Source organism: Streptomyces sp. NPDC047974, assembly GCF_040653375.1.
Taxonomy (GTDB): Bacteria; Actinomycetota; Actinomycetes; order Streptomycetales; family Streptomycetaceae; genus Streptomyces.
Genome location: NZ_JBEZNU010000037.1, coordinates 1 through 25,308 on the forward strand (window position 1 = coordinate 1; position 25,308 = coordinate 25,308).

The 25,308-nt window shown below is 74.3% G+C and carries 26 protein-coding genes; 3 read left to right on the top strand and 23 right to left on the bottom strand.

Annotated features, from left to right (window positions below; genetic code table 11):
* Window positions 1-397 precede the first annotated feature (397 nt).
* The 6 genes from AB0E19_RS33535 to AB0E19_RS33560 form a co-directional block, all read right to left on the bottom strand.
* On the bottom strand, window positions 398-592 hold the full coding sequence (locus tag AB0E19_RS33535) for a hypothetical protein (protein WP_360609816.1): 195 nt from the start codon (window positions 590-592) through the stop codon (window positions 398-400).
* A gap of 118 nt (window positions 593-710) precedes the next feature.
* A complete protein-coding gene (locus tag AB0E19_RS33540; RefSeq protein ID WP_362187137.1) occupies window positions 711-1,379 on the bottom strand; it encodes an ATP-binding cassette domain-containing protein in 669 nt (222 codons plus the stop codon).
* On the bottom strand, window positions 1,372-2,364 hold the full coding sequence (locus tag AB0E19_RS33545; protein WP_362187140.1) for an ABC transporter ATP-binding protein: 993 nt from the start codon (window positions 2,362-2,364) through the stop codon (window positions 1,372-1,374). Before AB0E19_RS33545 ends, AB0E19_RS33540 begins: the two co-directional genes overlap by 8 nt.
* On the bottom strand, window positions 2,361-3,197 hold the full coding sequence (locus AB0E19_RS33550; protein ID WP_360609813.1) for an ABC transporter permease: 837 nt from the start codon (window positions 3,195-3,197) through the stop codon (window positions 2,361-2,363). Before AB0E19_RS33550 ends, AB0E19_RS33545 begins: the two co-directional genes overlap by 4 nt.
* Window positions 3,190-4,182 (bottom strand): ABC transporter permease, encoded by a 993-nt coding sequence (locus AB0E19_RS33555; RefSeq protein ID WP_362187145.1) that lies wholly within the window; start codon window positions 4,180-4,182, stop codon window positions 3,190-3,192. The genes AB0E19_RS33550 and AB0E19_RS33555 overlap by 8 nt, the downstream gene beginning before the upstream one ends.
* On the bottom strand, window positions 4,179-5,795 hold the full coding sequence (locus AB0E19_RS33560) for an ABC transporter substrate-binding protein (protein ID WP_362187148.1): 1,617 nt from the start codon (window positions 5,793-5,795) through the stop codon (window positions 4,179-4,181). The genes AB0E19_RS33555 and AB0E19_RS33560 overlap by 4 nt, the downstream gene beginning before the upstream one ends.
* Window positions 5,796-5,920: 125 nt before the next feature.
* Here AB0E19_RS33560 and AB0E19_RS33565 point away from each other — a divergent pair, with 125 nt between their 5' ends.
* Complete coding sequence (locus tag AB0E19_RS33565; RefSeq protein ID WP_362187151.1) at window positions 5,921-6,607, top strand: class I SAM-dependent methyltransferase; 687 nt, start codon at window positions 5,921-5,923, stop codon at window positions 6,605-6,607.
* A gap of 46 nt (window positions 6,608-6,653) precedes the next feature.
* Here the strand turns inward: AB0E19_RS33565 and AB0E19_RS33570 are convergent, their stop codons facing one another.
* The 4 genes from AB0E19_RS33570 to AB0E19_RS33585 form a co-directional block, all read right to left on the bottom strand.
* A complete protein-coding gene (locus AB0E19_RS33570; RefSeq protein ID WP_362187154.1) occupies window positions 6,654-7,739 on the bottom strand; it encodes an acyl-CoA dehydrogenase family protein in 1,086 nt (361 codons plus the stop codon).
* On the bottom strand, window positions 7,736-8,953 hold the full coding sequence (locus AB0E19_RS33575; protein ID WP_362187157.1) for an acyl-CoA dehydrogenase family protein: 1,218 nt from the start codon (window positions 8,951-8,953) through the stop codon (window positions 7,736-7,738). Before AB0E19_RS33575 ends, AB0E19_RS33570 begins: the two co-directional genes overlap by 4 nt.
* Window positions 8,950-9,918: an NADPH:quinone oxidoreductase family protein gene (locus tag AB0E19_RS33580; protein WP_362187160.1), complete on the bottom strand. Its 969-nt coding sequence runs from the start codon at window positions 9,916-9,918 to the stop codon at window positions 8,950-8,952. Before AB0E19_RS33580 ends, AB0E19_RS33575 begins: the two co-directional genes overlap by 4 nt.
* Window positions 9,919-9,988: 70 nt before the next feature.
* Window positions 9,989-10,576: an XRE family transcriptional regulator gene (locus AB0E19_RS33585; RefSeq protein ID WP_359526990.1), complete on the bottom strand. Its 588-nt coding sequence runs from the start codon at window positions 10,574-10,576 to the stop codon at window positions 9,989-9,991.
* 67 nt (window positions 10,577-10,643) lie between these two features.
* Between AB0E19_RS33585 and AB0E19_RS33590 the strand changes: the two genes are divergently transcribed.
* Window positions 10,644-11,621: an NAD(P)/FAD-dependent oxidoreductase gene (locus tag AB0E19_RS33590; RefSeq protein ID WP_362187164.1), complete on the top strand. Its 978-nt coding sequence runs from the start codon at window positions 10,644-10,646 to the stop codon at window positions 11,619-11,621.
* A gap of 195 nt (window positions 11,622-11,816) precedes the next feature.
* Complete coding sequence (locus AB0E19_RS33595; RefSeq protein ID WP_362187167.1) at window positions 11,817-12,596, top strand: VOC family protein; 780 nt, start codon at window positions 11,817-11,819, stop codon at window positions 12,594-12,596.
* A 47-nt stretch (window positions 12,597-12,643) separates the two neighbouring features.
* On the opposite strand, the gene AB0E19_RS33600 is transcribed toward AB0E19_RS33595, so the two are convergent.
* The 13 genes from AB0E19_RS33600 to AB0E19_RS33660 all read right to left on the bottom strand — a co-directional run bounded on the left by AB0E19_RS33600 (window position 12,644) and on the right by AB0E19_RS33660 (window position 25,219).
* Entirely contained in the window at window positions 12,644-13,405 is a 762-nt protein-coding gene (locus tag AB0E19_RS33600) for a PIG-L deacetylase family protein (protein ID WP_362187170.1), read from the bottom strand.
* Window positions 13,402-14,334 carry an SIS domain-containing protein gene (locus AB0E19_RS33605; protein WP_362187173.1) on the bottom strand — a complete coding sequence of 311 codons (933 nt, stop codon included), beginning with the start codon at window positions 14,332-14,334 and terminating at the stop codon, window positions 13,402-13,404. The genes AB0E19_RS33600 and AB0E19_RS33605 overlap by 4 nt, the downstream gene beginning before the upstream one ends.
* Before the next feature lie 109 nt (window positions 14,335-14,443).
* Window positions 14,444-15,751, bottom strand: coding sequence for an alpha/beta fold hydrolase (locus tag AB0E19_RS33610; protein WP_362187177.1), 1,308 nt, complete (start codon window positions 15,749-15,751; stop codon window positions 14,444-14,446).
* Window positions 15,752-15,816: 65 nt separating this feature from the next.
* Entirely contained in the window at window positions 15,817-16,212 is a 396-nt protein-coding gene (locus AB0E19_RS33615; RefSeq protein ID WP_362187180.1) for a VOC family protein, read from the bottom strand.
* 111 nt (window positions 16,213-16,323) lie between these two features.
* Window positions 16,324-17,154, bottom strand: coding sequence for an ammonia-dependent NAD(+) synthetase (gene nadE, locus AB0E19_RS33620; RefSeq protein ID WP_360609800.1), 831 nt, complete (start codon window positions 17,152-17,154; stop codon window positions 16,324-16,326).
* A gap of 69 nt (window positions 17,155-17,223) precedes the next feature.
* Window positions 17,224-18,351, bottom strand: coding sequence for a sulfite oxidase (locus tag AB0E19_RS33625; protein ID WP_362187185.1), 1,128 nt, complete (start codon window positions 18,349-18,351; stop codon window positions 17,224-17,226).
* Window positions 18,352-18,396: 45 nt separating this feature from the next.
* Window positions 18,397-20,466 carry a regulator gene (locus AB0E19_RS33630; protein ID WP_362187188.1) on the bottom strand — a complete coding sequence of 690 codons (2,070 nt, stop codon included), beginning with the start codon at window positions 20,464-20,466 and terminating at the stop codon, window positions 18,397-18,399.
* 69 nt (window positions 20,467-20,535) lie between these two features.
* The gene (locus tag AB0E19_RS33635; RefSeq protein ID WP_362187191.1) at window positions 20,536-21,066 is read right to left on the bottom strand and encodes a hypothetical protein; all 531 of its coding nucleotides are present in this window, start codon (window positions 21,064-21,066) and stop codon (window positions 20,536-20,538) included.
* Between the two features lie 73 nt (window positions 21,067-21,139).
* Window positions 21,140-22,090, bottom strand: a complete 951-nt coding sequence (locus tag AB0E19_RS33640) for an amino acid ABC transporter permease (RefSeq protein ID WP_362187195.1) — start codon at window positions 22,088-22,090, stop codon at window positions 21,140-21,142.
* Entirely contained in the window at window positions 22,087-22,752 is a 666-nt protein-coding gene (locus AB0E19_RS33645; protein ID WP_169091264.1) for an ABC transporter permease subunit, read from the bottom strand. The genes AB0E19_RS33640 and AB0E19_RS33645 overlap by 4 nt, the downstream gene beginning before the upstream one ends.
* Before the next feature lie 10 nt (window positions 22,753-22,762).
* Window positions 22,763-23,602, bottom strand: coding sequence for a glutamate ABC transporter substrate-binding protein (locus AB0E19_RS33650; protein WP_362187199.1), 840 nt, complete (start codon window positions 23,600-23,602; stop codon window positions 22,763-22,765).
* Window positions 23,603-23,621: 19 nt separating this feature from the next.
* A complete protein-coding gene (locus tag AB0E19_RS33655) occupies window positions 23,622-24,422 on the bottom strand; it encodes an amino acid ABC transporter ATP-binding protein (protein WP_362187202.1) in 801 nt (266 codons plus the stop codon).
* A 101-nt stretch (window positions 24,423-24,523) separates the two neighbouring features.
* Window positions 24,524-25,219 (bottom strand): alpha/beta hydrolase, encoded by a 696-nt coding sequence (locus tag AB0E19_RS33660; RefSeq protein WP_362187206.1) that lies wholly within the window; start codon window positions 25,217-25,219, stop codon window positions 24,524-24,526.
* Between the last annotated feature and the right edge of the window lie 89 nt (window positions 25,220-25,308).

Consider the following 25,308-nt stretch of genomic DNA (forward strand, 5'->3'; position numbering starts at 1 on the left):
TTGGCACGCTGTTGAGTTCTCAAGGTGCGGACGCTTCCTTCGTTCCTGTTTCCAGGCCCTCCGGGCGCTTCCTTCGTTTCCGACTCTATCAGATCCTTTCGGCGTCTGATTCCCAGTCAGAGGGGATTGGCTTTCCGGCTGTTGGGCCGTTCCGACGAGTGAGACTTTAGCGGATTCCCCGCCCCCGACGCGAATCGAGGGTTTCGAATCCTCATTTCGCAAAAACGAACGGAAAGCAGAACGACACGACGAATGATCGGTCGTAAGGCTCGTTGGTTCCTGCGGAATGACTGTCCGGGGCCGACCGGAGTCGGTACTCACGTCGGACAGCTCGGAGAACATTACGGATCGGGCGGACCCGTGTCAACCGCGCAGGTGGGGCGACACCTGCGGGTGATCACGGCCGGAGGCTGGACACGACCTCGGCGGTGGCGGCCACGCCGTTCTGGATGGTGGGGGCCATGCTCGTGCCGGCCAGGAAGAAGCCGAGCAGGGCGCAGACGACGGCGTGGGTGACCTTGAGGCCTCCGCTGCGCATGAAGATCACGGCCAGTACGAGAAGCAGCACCACGACGGAAACGGAAACGGCCATCGCTCTCACGTCCTTCTTCTGCCGCACCGGAATTGCGGCGTTCGGCGGACAGTGTGGCGGAATGGGCGATCCGTCCGGGGGAACGACGGGGCGGCCATTCGGGTGACAGGCGAAAGGATCATGCACGGGGGCGGGGCAGGCAGTCCTGCCACTCGACCGTCCGGTCGCACCAGCGGTTCAGGAGGACGCGGTCGTGGCCGACGGCGAGGAGGCCGGCGCCGGTCTGTGCGCGGTAGGTCTCGACGGCGGCGACGAGGGCGGCCGTGGTGGAGGCGTCGAGCATGGCGGTCATCTCATCGCAGACCAGCCACCGGGGGCGCAGGGTGAGGGCGCGGGCGAGGCAGGCGCGCTGGAGCTGGCCGTCGCTGACGGCGTGGGGGCGGCGGGTGAGGAGTTCGGGGGTGAGGCCGACGGCGGGGGCGAGCTCGGCGACGCGGTCGGCGGCCTCGGCCTTGCGGCCGGTGGCGCGCAGGGGTTCGGCGATGAGGTCGGCGAGGGTGAGCCGGGGGTCGGCGGCGGTGCGGGGCTGCTGGAAGACGACGCCGACGGCGGTGCGCTGTTCGCGGGGGGCGCGGTGGCGCCAGGCCGTGACCTCGGTGCCGTCGAGGACGAGGCGGCCCGCGTCGGGGCGGTGGAGGAGGGCGGCGACGCGGGCGAGGGTGGACTTGCCGCAGCCGCTGGGGCCGAGGAGGCCTACGGACTCGCCGGCGGCGAGGGTGAGGGAGGCGTCGCGGAAGACCGGCCTGCGGGGCTCGTATCCGGCGGTGACGGAGTCGAGTTCAAGCACGGGGTCGCTCCGGGTGGTGGCAGGCCACGCCGGCGCTGAGGGCCGGGGCGGTGGCGCAGAGGTCGGTGGCGCGCGGGCAGCGGGGGGCGAAGGCGCAGCCTTCGGGGAGGTCGGAGAGTTCCGGGGGCATGCCGGGGATGGGGGTGAAGGCGCGGTCGGGGAGGGCGTCGAGGAGGCCGCGGGCGTAGGGGTGGTCGGGGCCGGTGGTGCCGAAGAAGCGGTGGGCGGGGGCGAGCTCGACGATCCGGCCCGCGTACATGACGGCGACGCGGTCGGCGATGCGGGCGGCGGCGGTGAGGTCGTGGGTGATGAGGAGGAGGCCTCGGCCGTCGTCGGCGTGGCGGCGGAGTTCGTCGGCGGTGCGTTCGACGAGGTCGCGGTCGAGGCCGGTGGTGGGTTCGTCGGCGAGGAGGAGGGGGGCGTCGCCGATGAGGGCGAGGGCGGTGGCGGCGCGCTGGGCGAGGCCGCCGGAGAGTTCGTGCGGGTAGGAGTCGAGGTGGGTGGCGGGGAAGGCGGCTCGCTCGGCGGCGTCCTCGGCGGCTTTGCGGCGACCGGAGCGGGGGGTGCCGGTGAGGGCCCGGACGGTCTCCTCCAGGTGCGCCCGTACGGTGCGGACCGGGGTGAGGTGGGCGGCGGGGCTCTGGGGGACGAGGCCGATGCGCCGGCCTCGTACGGAGCGGGCGAGGGTCTTCTCGTCGGCGGTGAGGAGGTCGGTGCCGGCGATCAGGGCCGTACCGCCGGTCTCGGCGTTGGCGGGGAGGAGGCCGAGGAGGGCGGAGGCGAGCACGGACTTGCCGCAGCCGGATTCGCCGACGAGGGCGAGGCACTCCCCCGGTGCCAGGTCGAAGTCGGCGTCGGTGACGGCGGCGACCGTGCGGCCGCCGCGCAGGCGGAAGCGGACGGTGAGGCCGCGGACGCTGAGGAGGGCGTTCTCGGCGCGTTCGGCGGTGACGGCGTCGAGGGCGCGCGCGACGCGGGCGTTCACAGCATGAGCTCCGATCGACGGCGGGGGTTGAGGCGGTCGCGCCAGACGCCGGCGAGGCCGGCGATGGCGAGGGTGGGGACGATGAGGAAGAGGCCGGGGAAGAGGGTGGGCCACCAGTCGCCGGCGAGGAGGGAGGAGCGGGCGGACTGGACGAGGTTGCCGAGGCTGGCCTGGTGGCTGGGGAGGCCGAGTCCGAGGAAGGAGAGGGCGGATTCGTGCCACATGGCGTGCGGGACCATCAGGACGGCGGCGAGGCCGGCCTGCGGGAGGACGGCGGGGAGCAGGTGGCGGGTGGCGACGCGGCGGCGGGAGGCGCCGCCGGAGATGGCGGCCTCGATGTGGGGGCGGGTCCGCAGGGAGAGGACCTCGGAGCGGACGATACGGGCGGTGGAGAGCCAGTGGGTGACCGCGACGGAGGCGATGACGGGCCAGACGCCGGGGCGGAAGAGGGCGACGACGAAGATGCCGAGGAGCAGGTGCGGCACGGAGGAGAAGGCGTCGACGAGGCGCATGAGGGTGCGGTCGGTCCAGCCGCCGAGGGCGCCGGCGGCGGCGCCGACGGCGGTGCCGAGGACGGTGGCGACGAGGGCGGCGACGAGGCCGACGAGGAGGGAGATCCGCAGGCCGTAGACGCAGCGGAGGAGGAGGTCGCGGCCGACGTCGTCGGTGCCGAAGGGGTGGTCCCAGGAGGGCGGGAGGAGCTTCTGGGAGAGGTCGACGGCCTGTTCGTCGAGGTGGACGAGCGGGGGGACGAGGAGGACGGCGAGGGCGACGGCGCCGACGACGGTCGCGGAGGCCCAGAGGCGCAGGCGGTGGGTGCGGGGGTCAGCCATCGAAGCCCACCCTCGGGTCGGCGAGGCCGTACAGGAGGTCGGAGAGGAGGTTGCCGAGGAGGACGGCCGCGGTGGCGAGCACGGTGAGTGCGGCGAGCAGCGGGAAGTCGACGGCGGTGGCGGCCTGGACGGTGGCGGCGGCGATGCCGGGCCAGCTGAAGACGGTCTCCACGAGGAGGGCTCCGGTGATGATCTCGGGGACGCGGGAGCCGATGAGGGTGAGCATCGGGAGCATGCCGGAGCGCAGGGCGTGGCCGGTGAGGACGGTGCGTTCGGCGAGGCCGCGGGCGCGGGCGCCGCGGACGGGGTCCTCGTCGAGGGCGTCGCCGACGCCCTGGCGGACGTACAGGAAGAACCAGGGCAGCTGGGTGAGGCCGAGGACGAGGGCGGGGAGGACGAGGTGGCGGGCGACCTGGTCGGGGGTGACGGTGTCGCTGGCGGTGTCGGTGAGGCCGCCGGCGGGCAGGACGCCGAGTTCGAGGGAGAAGAACCAGATGGCGAGGAGGCCGAGCCAGAAGGCGGGGGCGGCTTCCAGGGTGTAGGCGAGGGCGCTGACGGTCCGGTCGAGGAGGCCGCCGCGGCGGCGTCCGGCGAGGACGCCGAGGAGGGTGCCGAGTGCGATGGCCACGGCGAAGGCGGTGGCGGCGAGGAGGACGGACCAGCCGAGGCGTTCGGTGATCACGTCGGCGACGGGGCGGCGCATGACGGAGGAGTCGCCGAGGTCGCCGGTGACGGCCGAGGCGAGCCAGTCCCACCAGCGGGTGAGGAGGGGCTGGTCGACGCCGAGGTTGTGGCGGAGCTGGTCGAGGTTGTCCTGCGAGGCGGTGAGGCCGGCGGTGCCGGCGTACGCCTTGACGGGGTCGAAGGGGGAGGCCTCGGCGACCGCGAAGACGGCGAGGGTGACGCCGAGGAGGACGGGGACGGCGGCGAGGGCGCGCCGTCCCGTCATCCGGGCCATGGCCCCCCAGGGGAGGCGGCGGCTCACTTCTGGGTGTCTCCGGCCTTCTTGGGCTTCCAGCTCTCGATGTTCCACCAGGGGCCGGCGGCGAGGCCGTGGTCGTGCGGTTCGACCTGGGTGCCGAGGCCGTCCCAGGCGTCGTTCACGACGTAGAGGTGGTCGATGTGGGTGAGGAAGGTGTAGCCGGGGTTCTTGGCGAGTTCGCGCTGGACGGTGTCGTACGCGGCCTTGCGCTGGGCCTTGTCGTCGGTGCGGCGGCCGTCCTCCAGGGCGCGGTCGACCGTCTTGTTGTCGTACCAGGCCATGTTGTTGAAGCCGTCGCCGGCGAGGGTGGACTTGAGCAGGAGGTACTGGTCGAAGTCGGGGTCGCCGGGGGCGCCGCCGCCGGCGAGGACGGCGTCGGTCTTCATGCGGGGTTCGATGACCTCCCAGGTGCCGGCCTGGGTCTTGATCTCGATGCCGGCCTTGCGGGCGTCGGAGGCGTAGGCGAGGGCGTGGTCCTGGCGGAGCTTGTCGCCGGAGAGGTACCAGAGGGGGAAGGAGGCGCGGACGCCGTTCTTGGCGCGGACGCCGTCGGCGCCGGGCTTCCAGCCGGCCTCGTCGAGGATCTTCTGGGCGCCGGCGAGGTCGTGGCGGCGTTCGGTGCCCTGGGCGAACCAGGGGCTGTCGGTGGGGACGGGGCCGTAGGCGGGCTTGCCGGCGCCTTCGAGGATCTTGTCGACCATGGTCTGGCGGTCGACGGCGATGTCGAGGGCGCGGCGGACGGCGGTGTCGCCGGCGACGGGGTTGTGGGTGGGGAGGGTGACCGTGCGGTAGTCGTAGGTCTTGGCCGTGTAGGTCCGCTTGGCCTTGTCCTCGGCGAAGCCGGCGGCGAGGTTGGGCGGGAGGATGGCGCCGTCGAGGTCGCCGGCGCGCAGGCGGGTGGCGCGGACGTCGTCGTCCTTGATGATCGCCATGGTGAACTTCTTCACCGCGGGGGCGCCGTTCCAGTACTTCGGGTTGGCCTTGAAGGAGAGCTTCTCGCCCTTCGACCAGCCGGTGAGGACGTAGGGGCCGGTGCCTATGGGGTGGGTGGTGAAGGCGCCGGTGTTGACGTCCTGCTGGGCGGCGACGTGTTCGGGGGCGATGGCGTGGACGGTGCGCTCGGCGAAGGGCGCGTAGGGGTACTTGAGGCGGAAGACCACGGTGTCGTCGCCGACGGCCTCGACGCTGTCGAGGGCGTCGAGTTCGGTGCGGGAGGGGTTGTTGGTCTTCGGGTCGAGGATCGTCCGGTAGGTGAAGACGACGTCCTTGGCGGTGAAGGGCGCCCCGTCGCTGAAGGTGACGTCGTCGCGGAGGGTGTAGGTGTACGTGCGGCCGCCGTCGCTGATGTGCGGGAGCTCGCGGGCGAGGGCCGGCTTGAGCTTCATGTCGGCGTCGAAGGCGAGGAGGCCGTCGAAGATCTTGGAGTTGCCGTCCTTGCCGTAGCCGAGGAGGGGGCTGAGGGTGTCGGGCTCGTAGGCGATGCCGACGACGGCGGAGTCCTTGGGTCCGGCGGGGCCGGCGGTGTCGGCGCCGGGGTTCGTGCAGGCCGCGGTGGCCAGGGCGAGGGCCCCGGTGACGGTCGCGGCGGTCGCGCGGCGGACGGTTCGGGCGGCCATCGTGCCCACACCCCTTTTGAAGATCAACTGTTATTGCGAACAATTCGCAATTAAACCTCATGGGTGCGCCGGGACCCCCGGTGGGGTAGGCCGCCCCCGGACACCGACGACACCGGGAGCAGACGATGAGCGACGGGTACGGGGACGGGGCGGCGGATCGCGGCAGGGCGGAGGGCGCCCTCGGGGCGGCCGAGCTGTTCGACGGGGTGGGGCTCGACTACGAGCGGGCGTTCGGGCGGCTGCCCGCGCAGCTCGCGGCGGTCGAGTGGCTGACCGGGCGGCTCCCCGCCGGCGCGCGGGTCCTCGACGTCGGCAGCGGGACGGGACGGCCGGTCGCCGCGCTGCTCGCCGCCGCGGGGCACGAGGTGACCGGGATCGACGTCTCGCGGACGATGGTCGGGCTGGCGCGGGAGCGGGTGCCGGGGGCGCGGTTCGAGCAGGTCGACGTCCGGGACCACACCCCTCCTCAGGAGGGGTACGACGCCGTGTGCGCCTTCTTCCCGCTGCTGATGATGGACCGGGAGGACCAGGCCTCGGCGGTGCGCCGGATGGCCTCGTGGCTGGTGCCGGGCGGGCTGCTGGTGTCGGCGACGGTCCCGGCGGACGTCGAGGGCCTGGAGATCACCTGGATGGGGCGGCGGGCGCGGGTCTCCAGCTTCTCGGCCGAGGCGTACCTGGGGCTGCTGCGCGAGGAGTGCGGTCTGGAGGTGCTCCACCACGAGCTGTCGGTCTTCACGCCCGAGGTGCCGGGCGGCGAGCCCGAGGAGCACCTGTTCTGCTACGCGCGCCGGGGCGCGGGCACCGGCGGGTGAGGCGCGGCGGCCGGGGCCCGTGGGTCCCCGGCCGCGCGGCGGCGGGTCAGGCCGGGGCGGGGAGGCCCGCCAGGTCGGCGACCGCGTCCTGGTGGTGACCGGCGGAGCCGAGGGCGAGCTGGTCGGCCTTGGCCCGCTTGAGCGCCAGGTGGGCCGGGTGCTCCCAGGTCATGCCGATCCCGCCGTGCAGCTGGACGCACTCCTCGGCGGCGCGGACGGCGACGCCGGAGCAGTACGCCTGGGCCACGGCCACCGTCAGTTCGGTGTCGGGCGCGCCGGTGGCGAGGGCGTCGGCGGCGGCGCGGGCCGCCGCCCGGGCGCCGACGAGGTCCAGCCAGAGGTGGGCCATGCGGTGCTTGAGCGCCTGGAAGGAGCCGATGGGCCGGTTGAACTGGTACCGCTCCTTGGTGTGGCGGACGGTCTCCTCCAGGCACCACTCGGCGAGGCCCAGCTGTTCGGAGGCGAGCAGCCCGGCGCCGGCGAGGAGTCCCCGGCGGACGGCGGTGCGCCCGGCCCCGCCGTCCGCGAGGCGCACGCCACCGGCGTCGCGGGTGTCGACGACGGCGAGCGGCCGGGTCAGGTCGAGCGAGGACTGGGGGGTGACCACGGCGTCCGTCGCGTCGACGGCGTACAGGCCGTCGGGGCGCGGGACGAGGAGGACGTCGGCGGCGAGGGCGTCCGCGACGGCGGGCACGCGGCGTTCGGCGTCGATCGTCCCGCGCGGCGCGGTGGAGAACGGCAGCGCGAGGACGGCGACGCGTTCGCCGCTCGCCAGTGCGCCGAGCAGCTCGGCCGCCGGGCCGCTGTCGGCGGCGAGGGCGAGCAGCGTCTCGGTCGCCACCACCGAGCCGGTGAGGTACGGGGCGGGGGTGACGGCCCGGCCGAGCTCCTCCAGGACGACGGCGGCCTCGCGGTGGCTCGCGCCCTGGCCGCCGAGCTTCTCCGGCACGAGCAGTCCGGCGGCGCCGATGCCGCCGGCGAGGGCCTCCCACAGGCCGGGGAGGTACGGGCTCGGCTCCTCGACGCGGTCGAGGACGGTCCGGGTGTCCGCCCGGTCGGCGAGCAGGGAGCGGACGGCGGCCCGCAGGTCGTCCTCGGTGTCGGAGTAGAGGAGATCCGGCTGTCGGGTCATCGGGCGAGGTCCTTCCAGGGGACGTCCTTGTCGTTGCGGGGCTCGGGCGGCAGGCCGAGGACGCGTTCGGCGACGATGTTGAGGAGCACCTCGGTCGTGCCGCCCTCGATCGAGTTGCCCTTGGAGCGGAGGTAGCGGTAGCCCGCGTCGCGGCCGGTGAAGTCGACCAGGTCGGGCCGGACCATCGTCCAGTCCCCGTACAGCAGCCCCTCGTCGGCGAGGAGTTCGACCTCCAGGCCGCTGATGGCCTGGTTGAGGCGGGCGAAGCCGAGCTTCATGGCGCTGCCCTCGGGGCCGGGCTGGCCGGCGACGAGCTGCTGGCGCAGCCGCTCGCCGGTGAGGCGGGCGACCTCGGCGTCGACCCAGAGGTCGAGGAGCCTGCGGTGGAGGGCGTGGGTGCGCAGGTCGGGGCGGTCGCGCCAGACGGCGGCGGCCTTGCCGATCATGCCGCCCTCGCGGGGGATGCGGGCGCCGCCGATGGAGACCCGCTCGTTCATGAGGGTGGTCTGGGCGACCCGCCAGCCGTCGCCGACCTCGCCGAGGCGGTGGGCGTCGGGGATGCGGACGCCGGTGAGGAAGACCTCGTTGAACTCGGCCTCGCCGGTGATCTGACGCAGTGGCCTGACCTCGACGCCGGGGTCGGTCATGTCGCAGACGAAGTAGGTGATGCCGCGGTGCTTGGGGAGGTCGGGGTCGGTGCGGGCGATGAGGATGGCCCAGCGGGCGGTGTGGGCGCTGGAGGTCCACACCTTCTGGCCGTCGACCACCCAGTCTCCGCCGCTCCCGGCTTCGTTCGAGCGGGAGGTACCCCCGTCGTCCCGGACGGCGCGGGTGCCGAGGGCGGCGAGGTCGGAGCCGGCGCCGGGCTCGCTGAAGAGCTGGCACCAGACCTCCTCACCGGTCCACAGGGGCTTGAGGAAGCGGGACTTGACCTCGTCGGAGCCGTACGCGAGGAGGGTGGGGGCGGCCATGCCGAGGCCGATGCCGATGCGGCGAGGGTCGTTGTCGGGGGCGCCGGCGGCGGCGAGTTCGGCGTCGACGACGGCCTGGAGGGAGCGGGGGGCGTCGAGGCCGCCGAGGCCGACGGGGTAGTGGACCCAGGCGAGGCCGGCGTCGAAGCGGGCCCGGAGGAAGTCGAGCCGGTCGGTTTCGGCGGGCGGGTGCTCGGCGAGCAACGCCTGCGTGCGCGCCTTGAGTTCGGCGGCGTCGGTCATGCGCGGGCTCCTTCCGGGAGGACGACCAGGCGGCCGGTGGTGGTGCCGTCGGCGACGCGCTGGACGGCGTCGGCGGCGCCGGCGAAGGGGACGCGCTCGGCGACGAGCGGCTTGACGGTCCCCTTGGCGGCGAGGGCGGTGAGGGTGTCGTGGCACTGGAGCACGGCGGCCGGGTCGAGGCGGGCGTAGAGGCCCCAGTGGAGGCCCAGGATCGAGTAGTTCTTCACCAGGGCGTGGTTGAGGGCGGGGGCGGGGATGGTGCCGCTCGCGAAGCCGACGACGACGATCCGGCCCTCGAAGGCGACGCATTTGGCGGACTGCTGGTAGGCGTCGCCGCCGACGGGGTCGTAGATCACGTCGGCGCCGCGGCCGCCGGTGGCGGCCTTGACGGCGGCGACGACGTCCTCGGCGCGGCGGTCGATCACGACGTCGCACCCGAGGGCGCGGGCGACGGCCGCCTTGGCGGGGCCGCCGACCACGCCGATGACGGTGGCGCCGGCGGCCTTGCCGAGCTGGACGGCGGCGCTGCCGACGCCGCCGGCCGCGGCGTGCACGAGGAGGGTCTCGCCCGCTTGGAGGGCGGCGCGGCGGTGGAGGCCGAACCAGCCGGTCTGGTAGCCGATGTGGAGGGCGGCGGCCTCTGCGTCGTCGAGGGCGTCGGGGGCCGGAAGGAGGGTGGCCGCGTCCGCGAGGGCGAGGTCGGCGAAGCCGCCGTGCGGGAGGGCGGCGGTGGCGATGACCCGGCGCCCGTCCCGGGTCTCGCCGCAGAGCTCGACGCCGGGGGTGAAGGGCAGCGGGGGGCGGACCTGGTAGTGGCCGCGGCAGAGCAGCGCGTCGGGGAAGTTGACGTTGGCGGCGCGGACCTTGAGGAGGACCTGGCCGGGGCCGGGCTCGGGGACGTCCACCTCCTCGCGGCGCATCACCGCGCCGGGTTCGCCGTTCTCGTGCACTCGCCATGCCTGCATCCGTCGAGCCTCCGTCCGTACCGAGCGGTCGGTCGCATACTAAGCGGTCGCTTGCCTCCAGCGGAACAGCTCAGCCGGACTTCTTGGGCCGGGCCCGTACGTGCATCCGCTCGCCCTGCGGCCCGTACAGGCTCAGGAACTCCACCGGCCCGTCGGCGGTCGGGCCGAACCAGTGCGGCACCCGGGTGTCGAACTCGGCGGCCTCGCCCGCCGCCAGCACCACGTCGTGCTCCCCCAGGACGAGCCGGAGCCGCCCGGAGAGCACGTACAGCCACTCGTACCCCTCGTGCACCCGCGGGTCCGGCTGCTCCGAGGCCTTCTCCTGGACCACCTTGTACGCCTGGAGGCCCCCGGGCTGGCGGGTGAGCGGGTACATCGTGCGGCCGTGCCGGACGATCGGGCGGGCCCGCACCCGGGGATCGCCCACCGGCGGGGCGCCGACCAGCTCGTCGAGCGGGACCTGGTGGGCGCGGGCGAGCGGCAGGAGCAGTTCGAGGCTGGGCTTGCGCTGCCCGGACTCCAGGCGGGAGAGGGTGGAGACGGAGATCCCGGTGGCGGCGGAGAGCTCGGCCAGGGTCACCCCGCGGTCACGGCGGACCCGGCGCAGCCGGGGGCCGACCTCGGTCAGCACGGCGTCGATGCGGTCGTCTTCGGTCATGCCTCCAGTGTTGCAGGAACGGCAAGTTTCCTTGCCGTGATCACGGCTTCCGGGTCACGCTCGCGGCATGAACGCACTCATGGATGACACCCGCTACGAGGTCGTGGTGGTCGGCGGCGGGGCCGCCGGGCTGAGCGCCGCGCTGATCCTCGGCCGGTCGCGGCGCCGCACCCTGGTCGTCGACGCGGGCGAGCCGCGGAACGCGCCGAGCGCCCACATGCAGGGCTATCTGTCCCGGGACGGGATGAGCCCGGCGGAGTTCCTCGCGGCCGGGCGCGCGGAACTGCGCGCGTACGGGGTCGAGGTCCGGACCGGGGAGGTGGCGGGCGCGGTCCGGGACGGTGCCGGCTTCGCCCTGACGCTCGCCGACGGCACCGCGCTGTCGGCCCGGCGGCTGGTCGTGGCGACCGGCCTCGTCGACGAGCTGCCGGAGATCGAGGGCCTGGCCGGGCGGTGGGGCCGGGACGTGCTGCACTGCCCGTACTGCCACGGCTGGGAGGTCCGCGACCGGTCCTTCGGGGTCATCGCGCACCCGGCCGCCCCGGCCCACCAGGCGCTGATGGTCTCGCACTGGTCCCCCGACGTCACCCTCTTCCTGAACGGCGCCGCGCTCTCCGAGCAGGACGCCCGGCTGCTCGCGGCGGCGGGCGTGAGGACCGTGGAGGGCGGGGTCGAGGGGATCGGGGTGGCGGACGACCGGCTGACCGGGGTCCGGCTCGCCGACGGCCGGACCGTCGGCTGCGAGGTCGTCTTCGCGGCGGCGACCCGGCTCGTCGCCCGCGACGGGGTGCTGCGGCAGCTCGGCGCGGAACGGTACGAGACCCCCTTCGGCTCCTTCGTGAAGGTGGACGAGACCGGCCGGACGAGCGTGCCGGGCGTGTGGGCGGCGGGGAACGTGACGGGCCCCGCCGAGCAGGTCGTCAACGCCGCGAGCCTCGGCTACCGGGCCGGCACGGTGATCAACGGGGAGCTGCTGATGGACGACCTGGCGGCGAAGGCCGACGGACGCGACGCACACGACGGGCCCGGCGGGCACGGCGGCTGAGCGGTGCCGGGTCGTGGAGCGTCGGCCTGGCCGGAGCGGAGGGCCCGGCCCGGAGCGGGAGCCCGGGCCGGGCGGTGCGCCGGTCGGATGAACCGGACCGGCAGCGGTCGCGCCGCTCCGGAGAGGCGTTCAGGATCGGCCATGGTGGCCGGACACCGGCCCGGAGGCAGGACGACGGAAGGACGGCACCACCCCATGCTCGACACCCGGTACACCCACGGCTCCCCCTGCTGGATCGACCTCGGCAGCCCGGACACCACCGCCGCGGCGGAGTTCTACGCCGCGGTGCTCGGCTGGGAGTACCGCTCGGCGGGTCCGGAGAGCGGCGGGTACGGCTTCTTCCAGCAGGACGGGGCCACGGTCGCCGCCCTCGGACCGCTCACCGAGGAGGGGGCCCGCAGCGCCTGGACCGTGTACTTCCAGTCCTCGGACGCGGACACGACGCAGATGGTGGCGGCCGCCGAGGGCGGCCGGGTCCGCGTCCGCGCCATGGACGTGATGGACGCCGGGCGGATGGCCGCCCTCACCGACCCCGCCGGGGCCGAGTTCGCCGTCTGGCAGCCGGGCTCGGTGAAGGGCCTGGATCGCACCTCGACCGCCGGCACGCTGGTGTGGGTGGAGCTCCACACGCCCGACCCGGAGGCCGCGCTCGCCTTCTACCGCTCGCTCTTCGAGTGGCGGTGGGCGGAGATGGCGGCGCCCGGCATGACGTACCGGGTGATCTCCACCGCCGACGGCGACCAGCAGGACGCCTCCTTCGGCGGCACCGCCGAACTCCGGGACTCCGGCGAACGCACCCGCTGGATCCCCTACTTCATGGTGGAGGACGCCGACGCGACGGCGAACGCCGTGACCGCCTCGGGCGGCACGGTCCTGCTCCCGCCCGCAGACATCCCCGACGTCGGCCGCCTCGCCTGGTTCACCGACCCCTCCGGCGCCGAGTTCGCCGTCCTGAAGCCGGCGCCGATGGGCTGACCGGCGGCGCGTGACCGTCAGCACACCACTCAGCGTCAGGACACCGCTCAGCGGGGGAAGACCTCGAAGGTGACCGCCGGGCGGCCGCCGAAGCGGGCGGCGTCCCGGGAGGTGGCCGCCGCCATGAACTCCCTGACGTACTCCTCCGGTTCCTGGTCCGTCAGCGCCTCGATGTAGGCGCGGTGGCAGAGCAGGGACTCCACGGCGCGTTCCAGGCCGGGGCCGGCGTCGACGGCGTGGGTCGGGGTGCCGGAGGCGGCGACGGCGACGTACCGGACGCCGTCCCAGGGCTCCGGGCCCCGCTCGGCCGGCTCGGGGAAGATCCAGCGGTTGCCCGCGTCCGACGCCGCGTCGAGGGTGGCGCGGCCCACGGCCACGTGGTCCGGGGTGTTCCGGGGCGCGCCGGGACCGTCTCCCCAGGTGTCGCGGTGGTTGAGGGTCACGACCAGGTCGGGGCGGTGGCGGCGGATCGCGGCGGCGATGTCGCGGCGCAGCGCCGTGCCGTACTCGATGACGCCGTCGCGGTGGTCGAGGAACTCGACGGTGTCCACGCCGACGACGGCGGCGCTCGCCCGCTGCTCGCGTTCGCGCAGCGGGCCGCAGACGTCCGGGGCGAGCGTGTCGATCCCGGCCTCGCCCCGGCTGACGAGCAGGTAGACGACCTCCTTGCCGGCGTCGGTCCAGCTCGCCACGGCCGCCGCGCAGCCGTACTCCAGGTCGTCGGGGTGGGCGACGACGGCGAGGGCGCGCGACCAGTCGCCCGGCAGTTCCGGAAGCTGCGGCAGGTCGGTGGCTTCGGTGTCGATCATGCCCGCAGGATACGGGCCGCGTCGGCCGCGGTCGGGCGGAACGCTCCGGCGAGGATGACGGAGCGGGAGACGTGGCGGGGGCGGTCGGGGTTGAGTCCGCGCCGGGCGGCGAGGGCGACGGCGAGCCGCTGGGCGCGGACGAGGGCGGCGACCGGGTCGACGGCGTCGGCGGTGAACAGGGCTCCGGTGGACTCGACTTCCTCGCGCAGCCCGGCCGGGACGGGGCCGAGGCACCAGACGAGGCTGGTCCGGTCGCTGATGCTGATCGGGCCGTGGCGGTACTCCATCGCCGGATACGACTCCGTCCAGACGCGGGCGACCTCGCGGAGCTTGAGCGCCGCCTCGTCGGCGAGGCCGACGGTCCAGCCGGTGCCGAGGAAGGTGAACTGGACGCGCCGCAGCCAGTGTTCGGGCAGCGGCTCGTAGAGGGCGAGCTCGGCGTCGGCGAGGGAGGAGGCGAGGTCCACCCCGAGCCCGGCGCGCAGGAGTTGGAGGGCCGTCGTCGCGAACCGGGTCTGGACGACGGAGCGTTCGTCGGCGAAGGAGAGGTCGACCACGTGGTCGGCGAGGCGGGCGGCGGGGCTGTCCGGGACACCGGTGAGGACGAGGGTCGGCAGCCGGCCCGCCGCACCGCCGAGCAGGTCGACGACCTCGGTGGTGGTACCGGAGCGGGTGAGGGCCACGATCCGGTCGTAGCCCCGGCCGAGCGGGGTCCGCTCGGAGGCGGGGAAGGCGTCGGTCTCGCCCGCGCCGAGGGACTCCCGCAGGGCCGCGTAGGCGCGGGCGATCAGGTACGAGGTGCCGCAGCCGACGACGGCGACCCGCTCGCCGGACCGGGGCAGCCGGTCGGCGAGCGGGCCCGCGAGGGCGACGGCTCGGCGCCAGGAGTCGGGCTGGCCGACGATCTCGGCGGTGACGTGTGCGCTCATGCACCGAGTTGTAGCGGCCCGTGACGGACCGGGACCATGTGCGATCGGGGTCCGGCTCTTGGACTTTCGCGCACGCCGGCCCCGGAGCCGTACGGGCACGGGGACGGCGTCAGAGCTCGTCGCGGGAGAGGGCGAGGAGGCGGTCGAGGACGCGCGGGCCGCCGGCGCGCACGCCGTCGTGCTCGAACTCGTCGGTCACCCAGGTGCGCAGCCCCCGGATCGTTCGGGCGGTCTCCAGGGAGTGGGCGGTGTCGACGTACATGTCGTCGTGGTAGACGGCGGCGGCCACCGGCACCCGGTTGGCGGCGAGCCGCTCGGGGTCGTACAGCGGCGTCCAGTCGTCCCGCCGGGCGAGCAGCTCCGCGGTCTCGCGCAGCGGGCGGAGCGCCGGGTCGGTGGTGAAGTGCCAGGGGTGGACGGTCTCGCCCGTGAGCAGGACCGGCGCGCCGGAGGCGAGGGCGCCGGCGGCGTCGAACTCGGGGAAGTCGGCGCGGACCCGCTCGGCGGCCCAGGCGGTGGGGCCCTGGCCCTGGGCGTAGATGGCCTCGTGGAGGACGGCGTAGAGCGGGTGGCCGGCGTACGAGAGGTGGGCCTGGACCTGTTCCAGGAAGGCGTCGGCGAGGGCGGGCCCGGTGGGGGTCGGCACGAAGGCGCCCTCCAGGAGGTGGTGGAGCTGGTGGGTGCCCTCGCCGGAGCCGAGGAGGATGCCGAGGGACTGGAAGGCCTCGACGGTGAGGAGCCCGCCGCCCGGGAGGGTGACCTCGTGCTCCAGGAGGTGGGCGGCGACGGCGCGGACGCGCTCGGCGTCGCGCGGGTAGCGGGCGAAGTGCGCCTCGTTCTTGCGGCGGACGCGCGGGTAGGCGGCGGCGTAGACCTCGTCGGCGGTGGCGTCGAGGGACGGCAGGCCGCCGGTGATCAGGACCCGCTCCAGGCCCTCGGGGGCGGTGGAGAGGTAGTGGACGGCGCAGAAGCCGCCGAAGCTCTGGCCGAGGACCGTCCAGGGGGCGCCGCCGGTGAGGCGGCGGCGGATCAGCTCGCAGTCCCGGACGATCGAGTCGGCGCGGAAGTGCGCGAGGTGGTCGGCCTGCGCGGCGGCGTCGCCGCGCAGCGGGAGGGTCTGGCGGTTGGCGGGCGTGGAGCGGCCGGTGCCGCGCTGGTCGAGCAGGAGGACCCGGTAGTCGCGGACGGCCCGGCCGAGCCACGCCTGCCGGCCGATGAAGCGGCGGGCGCCGAAGCCGGGGCCGCCCTCCAGGTAGACCAGCCAGGGCAGCCGCTCGCGGTCCCGGTCGCCGAGTCCCGAGGCGACGAGCTCGCGGGCGTACACCTCGATCTGCTCGCCGTCGGGGCGGGCGTGGTCGAGGGGGACGGGGAAGTGGTGGTCGGTGACGACGACGCCGGGCTGACGGTAGGTGGTCAACGGTGCTCCTGGGGTGTTCCTGCTCCGTACGCACCCCAGTGGATCACGGACCGGCGCGGCGGGCCTCAGGAGGCCTGCATCACCGCGATGACGTTTCCGGCCGGGTCGGTGAACCAGGCGATGGCCGCCGGCCCGCCGTCGCCGGTGCCCCGGACGACGCCCTTCCCGTCGGCGTCGAACTCCGGGTAGCGCTCGAAGGTGGCGCCCCGGGAGACCAGGTCGTCGACGGCCCGGTCGATGTCGTCGACCTCGAAGTTGAGGACGGTGAAGGAGGCCGGGGTGTGGTTCTCCTTGGGATAGACGAAGACCCGGGCCCCGCCCGGCAGGGTCAGGAACAGCATCCGCATGTCTCCGGTCCCGCTCTCCTCCACGGTCAGGCCGAGCCGGTCGCCGTAGAAGCCGCGGGCGGCGTCGAGGTCGTCCACCGAGAAGCTGCTGTACGCCGTCGTCTCGCCGAACATGGTGCTCCCTTCCGGGGCCCCGGGTGACGGGGCTCCCACCCTTCCAGGATCCGCCTGTCCGGCGAGGGGCGCGCGGGGCCGCCCTGGCCGCCCGCGCGCCCGGGGTGGTGCTCAGGGCGCGATCGGCAGCTGCCGCTTGTGCTCGGTGAGCTCGTAGCGGCGGACGATCGAGGCGTAGGCGGCCTCCGCGACGGGCTTGCCCTCCAGGAAGTCGTCGATGTCGTCGTACGTGACGCCCAGGGCGTCCTCGTCGGGCTTGCCCGGGTCCAGCGTCTCCAGGTCGGCGGTCGGGACCTTCCAGACCAGGGAGGCGGGGGCGCCGAGCTCGGCGGCGACGGCGCGGACCCGGCGCTTGGTGAGGCCGGTGAGCGGGACGAGGTCGGCGGCGCCGTCGCCGAACTTGGTGAAGAAGCCGGAGACGGCCTCGGCGGCGTGGTCGGTGCCGACGACCAGGCCGTCCTGGGCGCCGGCGACCGCGTACTGGGCGATCATGCGCTGGCGGGCCTTGATGTTGCCGTGCACGAAGTCCTCGTGGTGGGCGTCGCGGAAGGTGACGCCGGCGGTCCGGGCGGCGTCGAGGGCGGCGTCGCTGGCCGCCTTGACGTCGACGGTGAGGACCTGGTCGGCGCGGATGAAGTCGAGGGCGGTCTGGGCGTCCTTCTCGTCGGCCTGGACGCCGTACGGCAGGCGCATGGCGTAGAAGGTCGCCTCGTGGCCGGCGGCGCGGGCGCGCTCGACGGCGAGCTGGCAGAGCCGGCCGGCGGTGGTGGAGTCCACCCCGCCGCTGATGCCGAGGACGAGGGAGCGCAGTCCGGTGGTGGTGAGGCGCTCGGCGAGGAAGGCCACCCGGCGCTCGATCTCGGCGAGCGGGTCGAAGGCCTCGGGGACCTGGAGCTCCCGGGCGATCTGCTGCTGGCGGGCGATGGGCGCCGGGTCGGTCACGGAGGGCTCCTCGTCGGAAGGGGTGCGGGCGACGGTTCCGACTTTACGGGGTGCGGAGCGGGGGCCCGGTCAGGGGCCCGGGGCGCAGAGCACCTCGACGCGCTGGACGAGGTTGTTGGCGAAGCCGCCGCGGTTCCAGGGGGCGGCGAGGGGCTGGACGCGGCCGGTGGCGTCGGTGGCGCGGACGGTCAGGTGGCGCAGGCCCGGGGTCGCGTTCCAGGTGGTGTGCCAGGCGGCCCAGGCCCAGGGGTGGGCCGGGTCGTGCTCGACCTCGGCGTCGGTCCAGGCGGCGCCGCCGTCCTCGCTGACCTGGACGCGGGTGACGGGGCCGTGGCCGGACCAGGCGCGGCCGGTGAGGGTGACGGGCCCGGGGCGGACGACGCGAGTGCGGGAGAGGAAGTCGGGGAAGCCGGGCGGGGCCATGAGGGCGCGGGGCGCGATGAGGGTGACGGGTTCGCCCGGCTCGTCGGGCTCCTGGCGCAGGCGGTAGGCGGCGCTCTGCTGGAAGCCGGTGTAGGGGGTGGCGGTGAGGGTGATGTCGCGCAGCCACTTCACGTGTGCCATGCCGTACCAGCCGGGGACGACGAGCCGGAGCGGGCTGCCGTGCTGGGGCGGCAGCGGGGCGCCGTTCATGGCGTAGGCGACGAGGACGTCGCGGGCCGGGTCGGCGGCGGTGGCGAGCGGCAGGGAGCGGCGGTAGTCCTGCTCGACGCCCCGTTCGACACCGTGGTCGGCACCGGTGAAGACGGCCTCGACGGCGTTCTCGGCGGGGCCGGCCTCGGCGAGGAGTTCGGCGAGGGGGACGCCGGTCCATTCGGCGGTGCCCACGGCCTCGACGAGCCAGGGCTGGCTGACCGGCCGGGGGCTGAGCCGGGCGCGGCCGTTCCCGGCGCACTCCAGGGTGACGCGGCGGGTGGTGGCGGGGCGGGCGCGGAGGGCGTCGAGGTCCAGGTCGAGGGGGCGGAGCACCCGGCCGCCGACGGTGAGCCGCCAGCCGTCGGGGGCGGTGTCGGGGATGTCGTAGTGGACCAGGACGTAGTGGAGGCCGGGCGGGGTGACGTCGTACCGGAGGGCTTCCAGCGGGAGTCCGTGGTTGCGGGTGGCGAGGGCCAGTTCCTGCGGGGTGAGGCCCTCGTCCGGTCCGGCGACGCGTGCCGGGCCGCTGACGGCACCGAGGTCGCCCGGCGATCGGTCCATGTCCTCATGGTGCGCCGCGCGGGGCGGGTCCGCCCGGCGGGGAGGTCAGGCGGTGCCGAGGGCGCGGTCGAGGCCGGACTGGGGGAGGTCGGTGAGGGCGCGGAGGAAGATCTCCTCGTAGGCGGGTTCGCCGAGGGCGGCGCGGACGCCCTCGGTGTAGTGGGCGTGGAGGGCGCGCAGGCCGGGCAGGCCGCGGCGGGGCTGGCCGGTGGCCCGCCAGTGGGCTTCGCCGGTGCCGGAGACGTCGGCGGCGCGTTCTCCGTCGCCGGCGGCGGCGTGGGCGGTGGCGAGGACGTCGAGGCCGAGGGCGACGCCGAGGCCGGCGCCGAGGGCGCGGGTGCCGGCGAGCATGGCGCGGGCGTGGTCGGCGGCGGTGGCCGGGTCGCCTTCGAGGAGGCCGGCGAGGGCGAGCTGGTACTCCAGGGCGGTGCGGGTCCAGTGCTCGTCGAGGGTGTCGCAGAGGGTGCGCAGGGCGAGTGCGTCGGCGCGGGCCTCGGCGAGGCGGCCGAGGCCGGTGAGGGCGAAGACGCGGACGAGCCGGCAGCGGAGGGTGGCGGCGGAGCCGGCGGTGCTGCCGCGCGCCGAGCCGAGGACGTGGTCGACGACGACGAGGGCGGCGTGGGCACGGCCGGTGGTGAGGGCGAGGAGGCCGGCGAGGGCGGCGGCGTCGAGGGTGAGCTCGCCGGGGCCGGGCGCCTCCGAGGGAGCCCAGGGGCGTTCCGGCGGGTGTTCGGTGTGGCGGGCTTCGCGGGCGCACCGCTCGCTCGCCTCCTGGGCGGGGCCGAGGTCGCCCTGGAGGACGAGGGTGATGCCGAGGGCCCACAGGGCGCGGGTGCGGGCGCGGCCGCGGGCCTCGCTGCGGTGGAGGGCCCGTTCGAGTCCGGCGCGGGCCTCGCGGAGGCGGCCGCGGCAGGACCAGGCGAAGGCGACGGAGCCGATGAGGTCGAGGGCGGCGTCGGGGTCGGTGCCCAGGAGGTGGTCGAGGGCGGTGCGCAGGTCGGTGTGGTGGGTGTCGACGGCGTGGTGCCAGGGGAGCTGGCGGGGGCCGTGCCAGGCGGTGCGGCCCTGGGCGGCGAGGGCGCCGAAGTGGGCGGCGTGCCGGTCGGCGACGGTGCCGGTCTCGCCGAGGCGGTCGAGCCAGCCGGCGCCGTACTCGCGGATGGTGTCGAGGAGGCGGTGGCGGCCCGCGCTGTCGGCGGGGCGGACGACGGAGGCGCGGACGAGGCCGGCGAGGGCGGTGGGGAGGGTGTCGGGGGTGAGGGGGCCGCCGGTGCAGACGGCGGTGGCGGTGGCGAGGTCGAAGGGGCCTCGGAAGACGGAGAGGCGGGCCCAGAGGAGCCGTTCGAGGGGGTCGGCGAGCTCGTGGCTCCAGCCGATGGCGGCGCGCAGGGTGCGGTGGCGGGCGGGCCAGACGCGTCCGGGGTGGGCGAGGAGGTCGAAGCGGGCCTCGGGGGGTGCGGTGAGGCGGCTGCCGAGCTGGTCGCGGACGGCTTCGGCGCCCTGGAGCCGGATCTGGGCGGCGGCGAGCTCCAGGGCGAGGGGTATGCCTTCGAGGCGGACGCAGATCTCGGCGGCGGGTCCGGCGGGGAGTTCCTCGCCGGTGGCGGTGCGCAGGAGGGCGAGGGCGTCGTCGCCTGAGGGCGGCAGCGGGTCGAGGAGGACGGTGTGTTCGCCGGGGACGCCGAGGGGGCGGCGGGAGGTGGCGAGGACGGTGAGGCCGGGGGCGGCGGCGAGGAGTTCGGCGACGAGCCGGCCGCAGGCGTCGGCGAGGTGGTCGCAGCAGTCGAGGACGAGGAGGAGGCGGGATTCGGCGAGCCGGCGGCGCAGGGCGCCGGTGTCGGTGCCGGGGGTGTGGTCGGCGAGGTCGACGGAGTCGGAGACGAGGGCGACGAGGAGGCGTTCGCCGTCGAGCTGTCCGAGGTCGGTCCACCAGGCGCCGTCGGGGTGGCGGTGGCGCGCGCGGTGGGCGGCGCGCAGCGCGAGCCGGGTCTTGCCGACGCCGCCGACGCCGGTCACGGTGACGAGGCGGTGCTCCGCCAACGCGGCGGTGATGCGCGTCAGTTCCGTGCGGCGGCCTGTGAAACCCGGGTTCTCGTCCGGTAGATGTCCACGCACGGGAGCAGTGTCCCTCATGTCCGGCGTGAAAGCTCCCGCGACGTCGGTTCGTTACGGAGAAAGGCGGGGTCAGCAGGCGTCGCGGGCCGCTTCCTCGAATTCCTCCCGGGTCGTCTCGCCGTGCAGGGTCAGGACGCTGCCGGGCGGCAGGGCGGTGAGGTCGGCGGCGCTGAAGGTGACCTCGCCGGCGTAGGCGTAGGAGTCGTCGGGGTCGGCGAGCGACAGCACGTAGGTCACACCGGGCCGGAGGGTCGCGGGGCCGCGGGTCTCGACGTCCCAGTGGGCGGGCGGGGAGAACAGCGGGATGTCCTCGGCCTTGCGGTTGCCCTCGGCCTGCCAGCCGGACCGGGGGGCGGGGCGCGTCGAGGGCGACGCGCCGGCGGTCGCCGGCGGGTCGGGGTGGATGTCGAGGAGGGGGCCCCGGATGGTGCCGTCGTCCTCGCAGGACCGCAGCAGGGCCTGCGGGGTGCCGTGTTCGTCGAGGTACACCGCGACGAGCGGCAGCAGCGCCGGCGAGCAGCCGGTCGCCGTCAGGCCGATCAGCGCGGCGAGCGCGGTCGCGACGGCCCCCCGCGTCGTCCCGCGTCCGCCGTACGCCATCGTCGCGCCTCTCCCCCGGTGCCGTGTCGGGCGCAGTCTGGCACGCCCGGGTTGCCGGAGGCCCACGGTGTGGTTACGCCTTGGGGCCGGGGGGTTCTCCGGGTGTGGCGAGGTCCTCGACGGCTTCGGCGGTGACGACGGCGCCGGTGGAGCGCTTGCCTCGGCGCAGGCGGCGTTCGAGCCAGGAGGCGAAGGTGGTGAGGGCGATGTTGAGGAGGACGAAGAGGACGGCGACGACGGTGAAGCAGGCGATGGTGTTGGCGCCGTAGTTGGCGCTCATGGGGCGGACGGAGGCGAGGAGTTCGGCGAAGCCGAGCATGGCGCCGCCGAGGGCGGTGTCCTTGACGATGACGACGAGCTGGCTGACGAGCGCGGGCAGCATGGCGGTGACGGACTGCGGCAGGAGGACGTACGCCATGGTCTGGCCCTTGCGCATGCCGATGGCCTTGGCCGCGTCGGTCTGGCCGGCGGGGAGGGCGAGGATGCCGGCGCGGACGACCTCGGCGAGCACGGAGGCGTTGTAGAGGACGAGGCCGGTGACGACCGCGTAGAGGGGGCGGGTCTCGGGGCTGATGTCGGTGAACTCGGCGTAGGCGGCATTGGCGAAGAGCATCAGGATGAGGACGGGGATCGCGCGGAAGAACTCGACGACGGTGCCGGCGCCGGCCCGGACGGTGCGGTGGTCGGAGAGCCGGGCGATGCCGAGGAGGGCGCCGAGCGGCAGGGCGAGGACCATGGCGAGTGCGGCGGCGATGACGGTGTTCTTCAGGGCGGGCAGCAGATACGTCTCCCAGACGCGGCCGTCGGTGAAGAACGGCTCCCATTTCTCCGCCTCCAGCTGGTTCTTCGCGTCGAGTCCGGCGATCACCCACCAGACGACGGCGGCGAGCGCGGCGAGGAAGAGCAGGGTCCACAGGAGGTTGCGGCGGCGGGCGCGGGGGCCGGGGACGTCGTAGAGGACGGTGGCGGCCTCGTCCCGGTCGGTGCGGCGCTTCGCCGCGCGGCCCCTGTCGGCGCGCTTCACCGTTTGACCGCGACTTTCTTGGCGAGCCGGCCGAGGAGGAGGCCGGTGGGCAGGGTGAGGCAGATGAAGCCGAAGGCGAAGATCGCCGAGATGAGGATCAGCTGGGCCTCGTTCTCGATCATCTCCCGCATGAGCAGGGCGGCTTCGGCGACGCCGATCGCGGCGGCGACGGTGGTGTTCTTGGTGAGCGCGATGAGGACGTTGGTGAGCGGGCCGACGACCGACCGGAAGGCCTGCGGGAGCACGATGATCCGCAGGATCTGGGGGAAGCTGAGTCCGATCGCGCGGGCGGCCTCGACCTGCCCGAGGGGGACGGTGTTGATGCCCGAGCGCAGCGCCTCGCAGACGAACGCGCTGGTGTAGGCGGTGAGGCCGAGGACCGCGAGCCGGAAGTTGATGGTGGTGAAGCGGTCGGCGCCGAGGCTGATGCCGAGGGTCTGGAAGAGGCCGAGGGAGGTGAAGACGATGATGACGGTGAGGGGGATGTTGCGGACGATGGTGACGTAGGCGGTGCCGAAGCCCCGCATGAGGGGGACGGGGCCGACGCGCATGGCGGCGAGCAGCGTCCCCCAGACCAGGGAGCCGAGGGCGGACCAGAAGGTGAGCTGGACGGTCACCCAGAAGGCGCCCAGGAGGTCGTAGCCTTCGAGGAAGTCGAACACGGCGGCCGGCTCAGTCGACGATCACGCCGATCTGCGGGGCCGGTTCGTTCTGGTAGTTCGCCGGGCCGAAGTTCTTCTCCACGGCGGCGTCCCAGGAGCCGTCGTCGACCATCTTCTCCAGAGCGGTGTTGATCTTGTCCTTGAGGTCGCTGCCCTTCTGGACGCCGATGCCGTAGTTCTCGTTGCTCAGCTCGAAGCCGCCGAGCTTGAACTTGCCCTTGAACTCCTCCTGGGCGGCGTACCCGGCGAGGATCGAGTCGTCGGTGGTGAGGGCGTCGATGACGCCGTTCTCCAGGCCGGTCAGGCACTCGGAGTAGCCGCCGTACTCCTGGAGCTGGGCGTCGGGGGCGATCTCGTCCTTGACGTTCTGCGCGGAGGTGGAGCCGGTGACGGAGCAGAGCCGCTTGTCGTTCAGGTCGGACGGCTGCTTGATGGAGTCGTCGTCGGCGCGGATCAGGACGTCCTGGTGGGCGAGGAGGTAGGGGCCGGCGAAGTCGACCTTCTCGGCGCGCTCGTCGTTGATCGAGTAGGAGGCGGCGATGAAGTCGACGTCACCGCGCTGGAGCATGGTCTCGCGGTCGGCGCTCTTCGCCTCCTTCCAGACGATCTGGTCGGGCTCGTGGCCGAGTTGCTTCGCTATGTAGGTGGCCACGTCGACGTCGAAGCCGGTGTAGGTGCCGTCGGGGGTCTTCAGGCCGATGCCGGGCTGGTCGAACTTGATGCCGATGGTGATCTGGTCGTCGTCGTGGTCCGCGGGTACCGCTCCCTGGGCGAGCGAGGCGGTTCCGAGGGCGAGGACGACGGCCGTCGCGGAGGCGACGAGGGTCCGGGTGGTCCTGAGCGGGTTCATGTGATCACCCCGTGGGGGCTCAGTGGTGGAGGATCTTGGAGAGGAAGTCGCGGGCGCGGGCACTGCGCGGGTTGCCGAAGAACTCCTCGGGGGTGGTCTCCTCGACGATCCGCCCGTCGGCCATGAAGACGACGCGGTTGGCGGCGGAGCGGGCGAAGCCCATCTCGTGGGTGACGACGACCATGGTCATCCCGTCCTGGGCGAGCTGGCGCATGACCTCGAGGACCTCGTTGATCATCTCCGGGTCGAGGGCGGAGGTCGGCTCGTCGAAGAGCATCACCTTCGGGTCCATGGCGAGGGCCCGGGCGATGGCGACCCGCTGCTGCTGGCCGCCGGAGAGCTGGGCCGGGTACTTCTCGGCCTGCGCGGCGACGCCGACGCGGTCGAGGAGCGAGCGGGCCCGTTCCTCGGCGGCCTTCCGGTCCTTCTTGCGGACCTTGATCTGTCCCAGGGTGACGTTGTCCAGGACGGTCTTGTGGGCGAAGAGGTTGAACGACTGGAAGACCATGCCGACGTCGGCCCGGAGGCGGGCGAGTTCCCTGCCCTCGGCGGGCAGCGGTCTGCCGTCGATGCGGATCTCGCCGCCGTCGATGGTCTCCAGGCGGTTGATCGCGCGGCAGAGGGTGGACTTCCCCGAGCCGGAGGGGCCGATCACGACGACGACCTCGCCGCGCCGGATGGTGAGGTCGATGGACTGGAGGACGTGCAGCGTCCCGAAGTGCTTGTCGACCCCGCGCAGGACGACGAGCGCGTCGCCGTCGCCCGGGACGGGGAACTCCGGTGCGGGGAACTGCGGGGCGGGGACCTCCGGGTCCGGCATGTCACCCTCCTGGCTCACGCCCCCTTCTGCCGTTTCCTCCTCGGTCTCATGCTCCGCCCTGCGCTGCCCCGGCGCACGCCGGGGCAGCGGGGCCGCTCGGGTCAGGCGGTCTCGCGCACGGCGAGGTCGATCAGGTCGCAGATCTCCCGGGGCCGGGAGGCGAGCGAGGCGTGGGAGGCGTCGAGCTCGATCGTCTTCCGGGGGCTCATCCGGGCGGCCATGCGGCGCTCGTTGTCGGGGTGGATCATGCGGTCCTGGGTGGAGACCTGGTACCAGGACGGCTTGGCCCGCCACGCGGGGGCGGTGACGGTGTCGCCGAAGGTGGAGCCGAGCGGGGCCTTCTGCGTGACCGCCATGACGAGGGCCTCGTCGGCGTCGAGGTCCTGGGCGAAGCTCTCCCGGAAGGCGTCCTGCGCGATCCAGAGGTAGCCGTCGGAGTCCGGGGCGATCGCGTCGAAGGCGGCCGGCGGGTGCTCCTGGCTGATCTGGCCGGGGCTCTCCCCCGCGTCGGGCGCGAATGCGGCGACGTACACGAGGCCGGTGACGTTCGGCAGGTCGCCGGCCTCGGTGATGACGGCGCCGCCGTAGGAGTGGCCGACGAGGAGGACCGGGCCGTCGGCCTGCCGGACCATCTTGCGGGTCCGCTCGGCGTCGTCGGCCAGGGAGGTGAGGGGGTTCTCGACGGCGTGGAGGCGGTCGTACCCCCGGCGGTGGAGTTCGACGACGACCTTGGCCCAGTGGGCGGCGCCGCCCCAGAAGCCGTGGACGAGGACGAGGGTGGGCTTGGTGTCTGCCATGACGGTGTGCGCCGTTCTCGCTCGGGTACGTACCGGTCCCTCCCCCCGGCGACGCTACGGCCGCCGGGGTGAGACCGCACCCGCGCCGC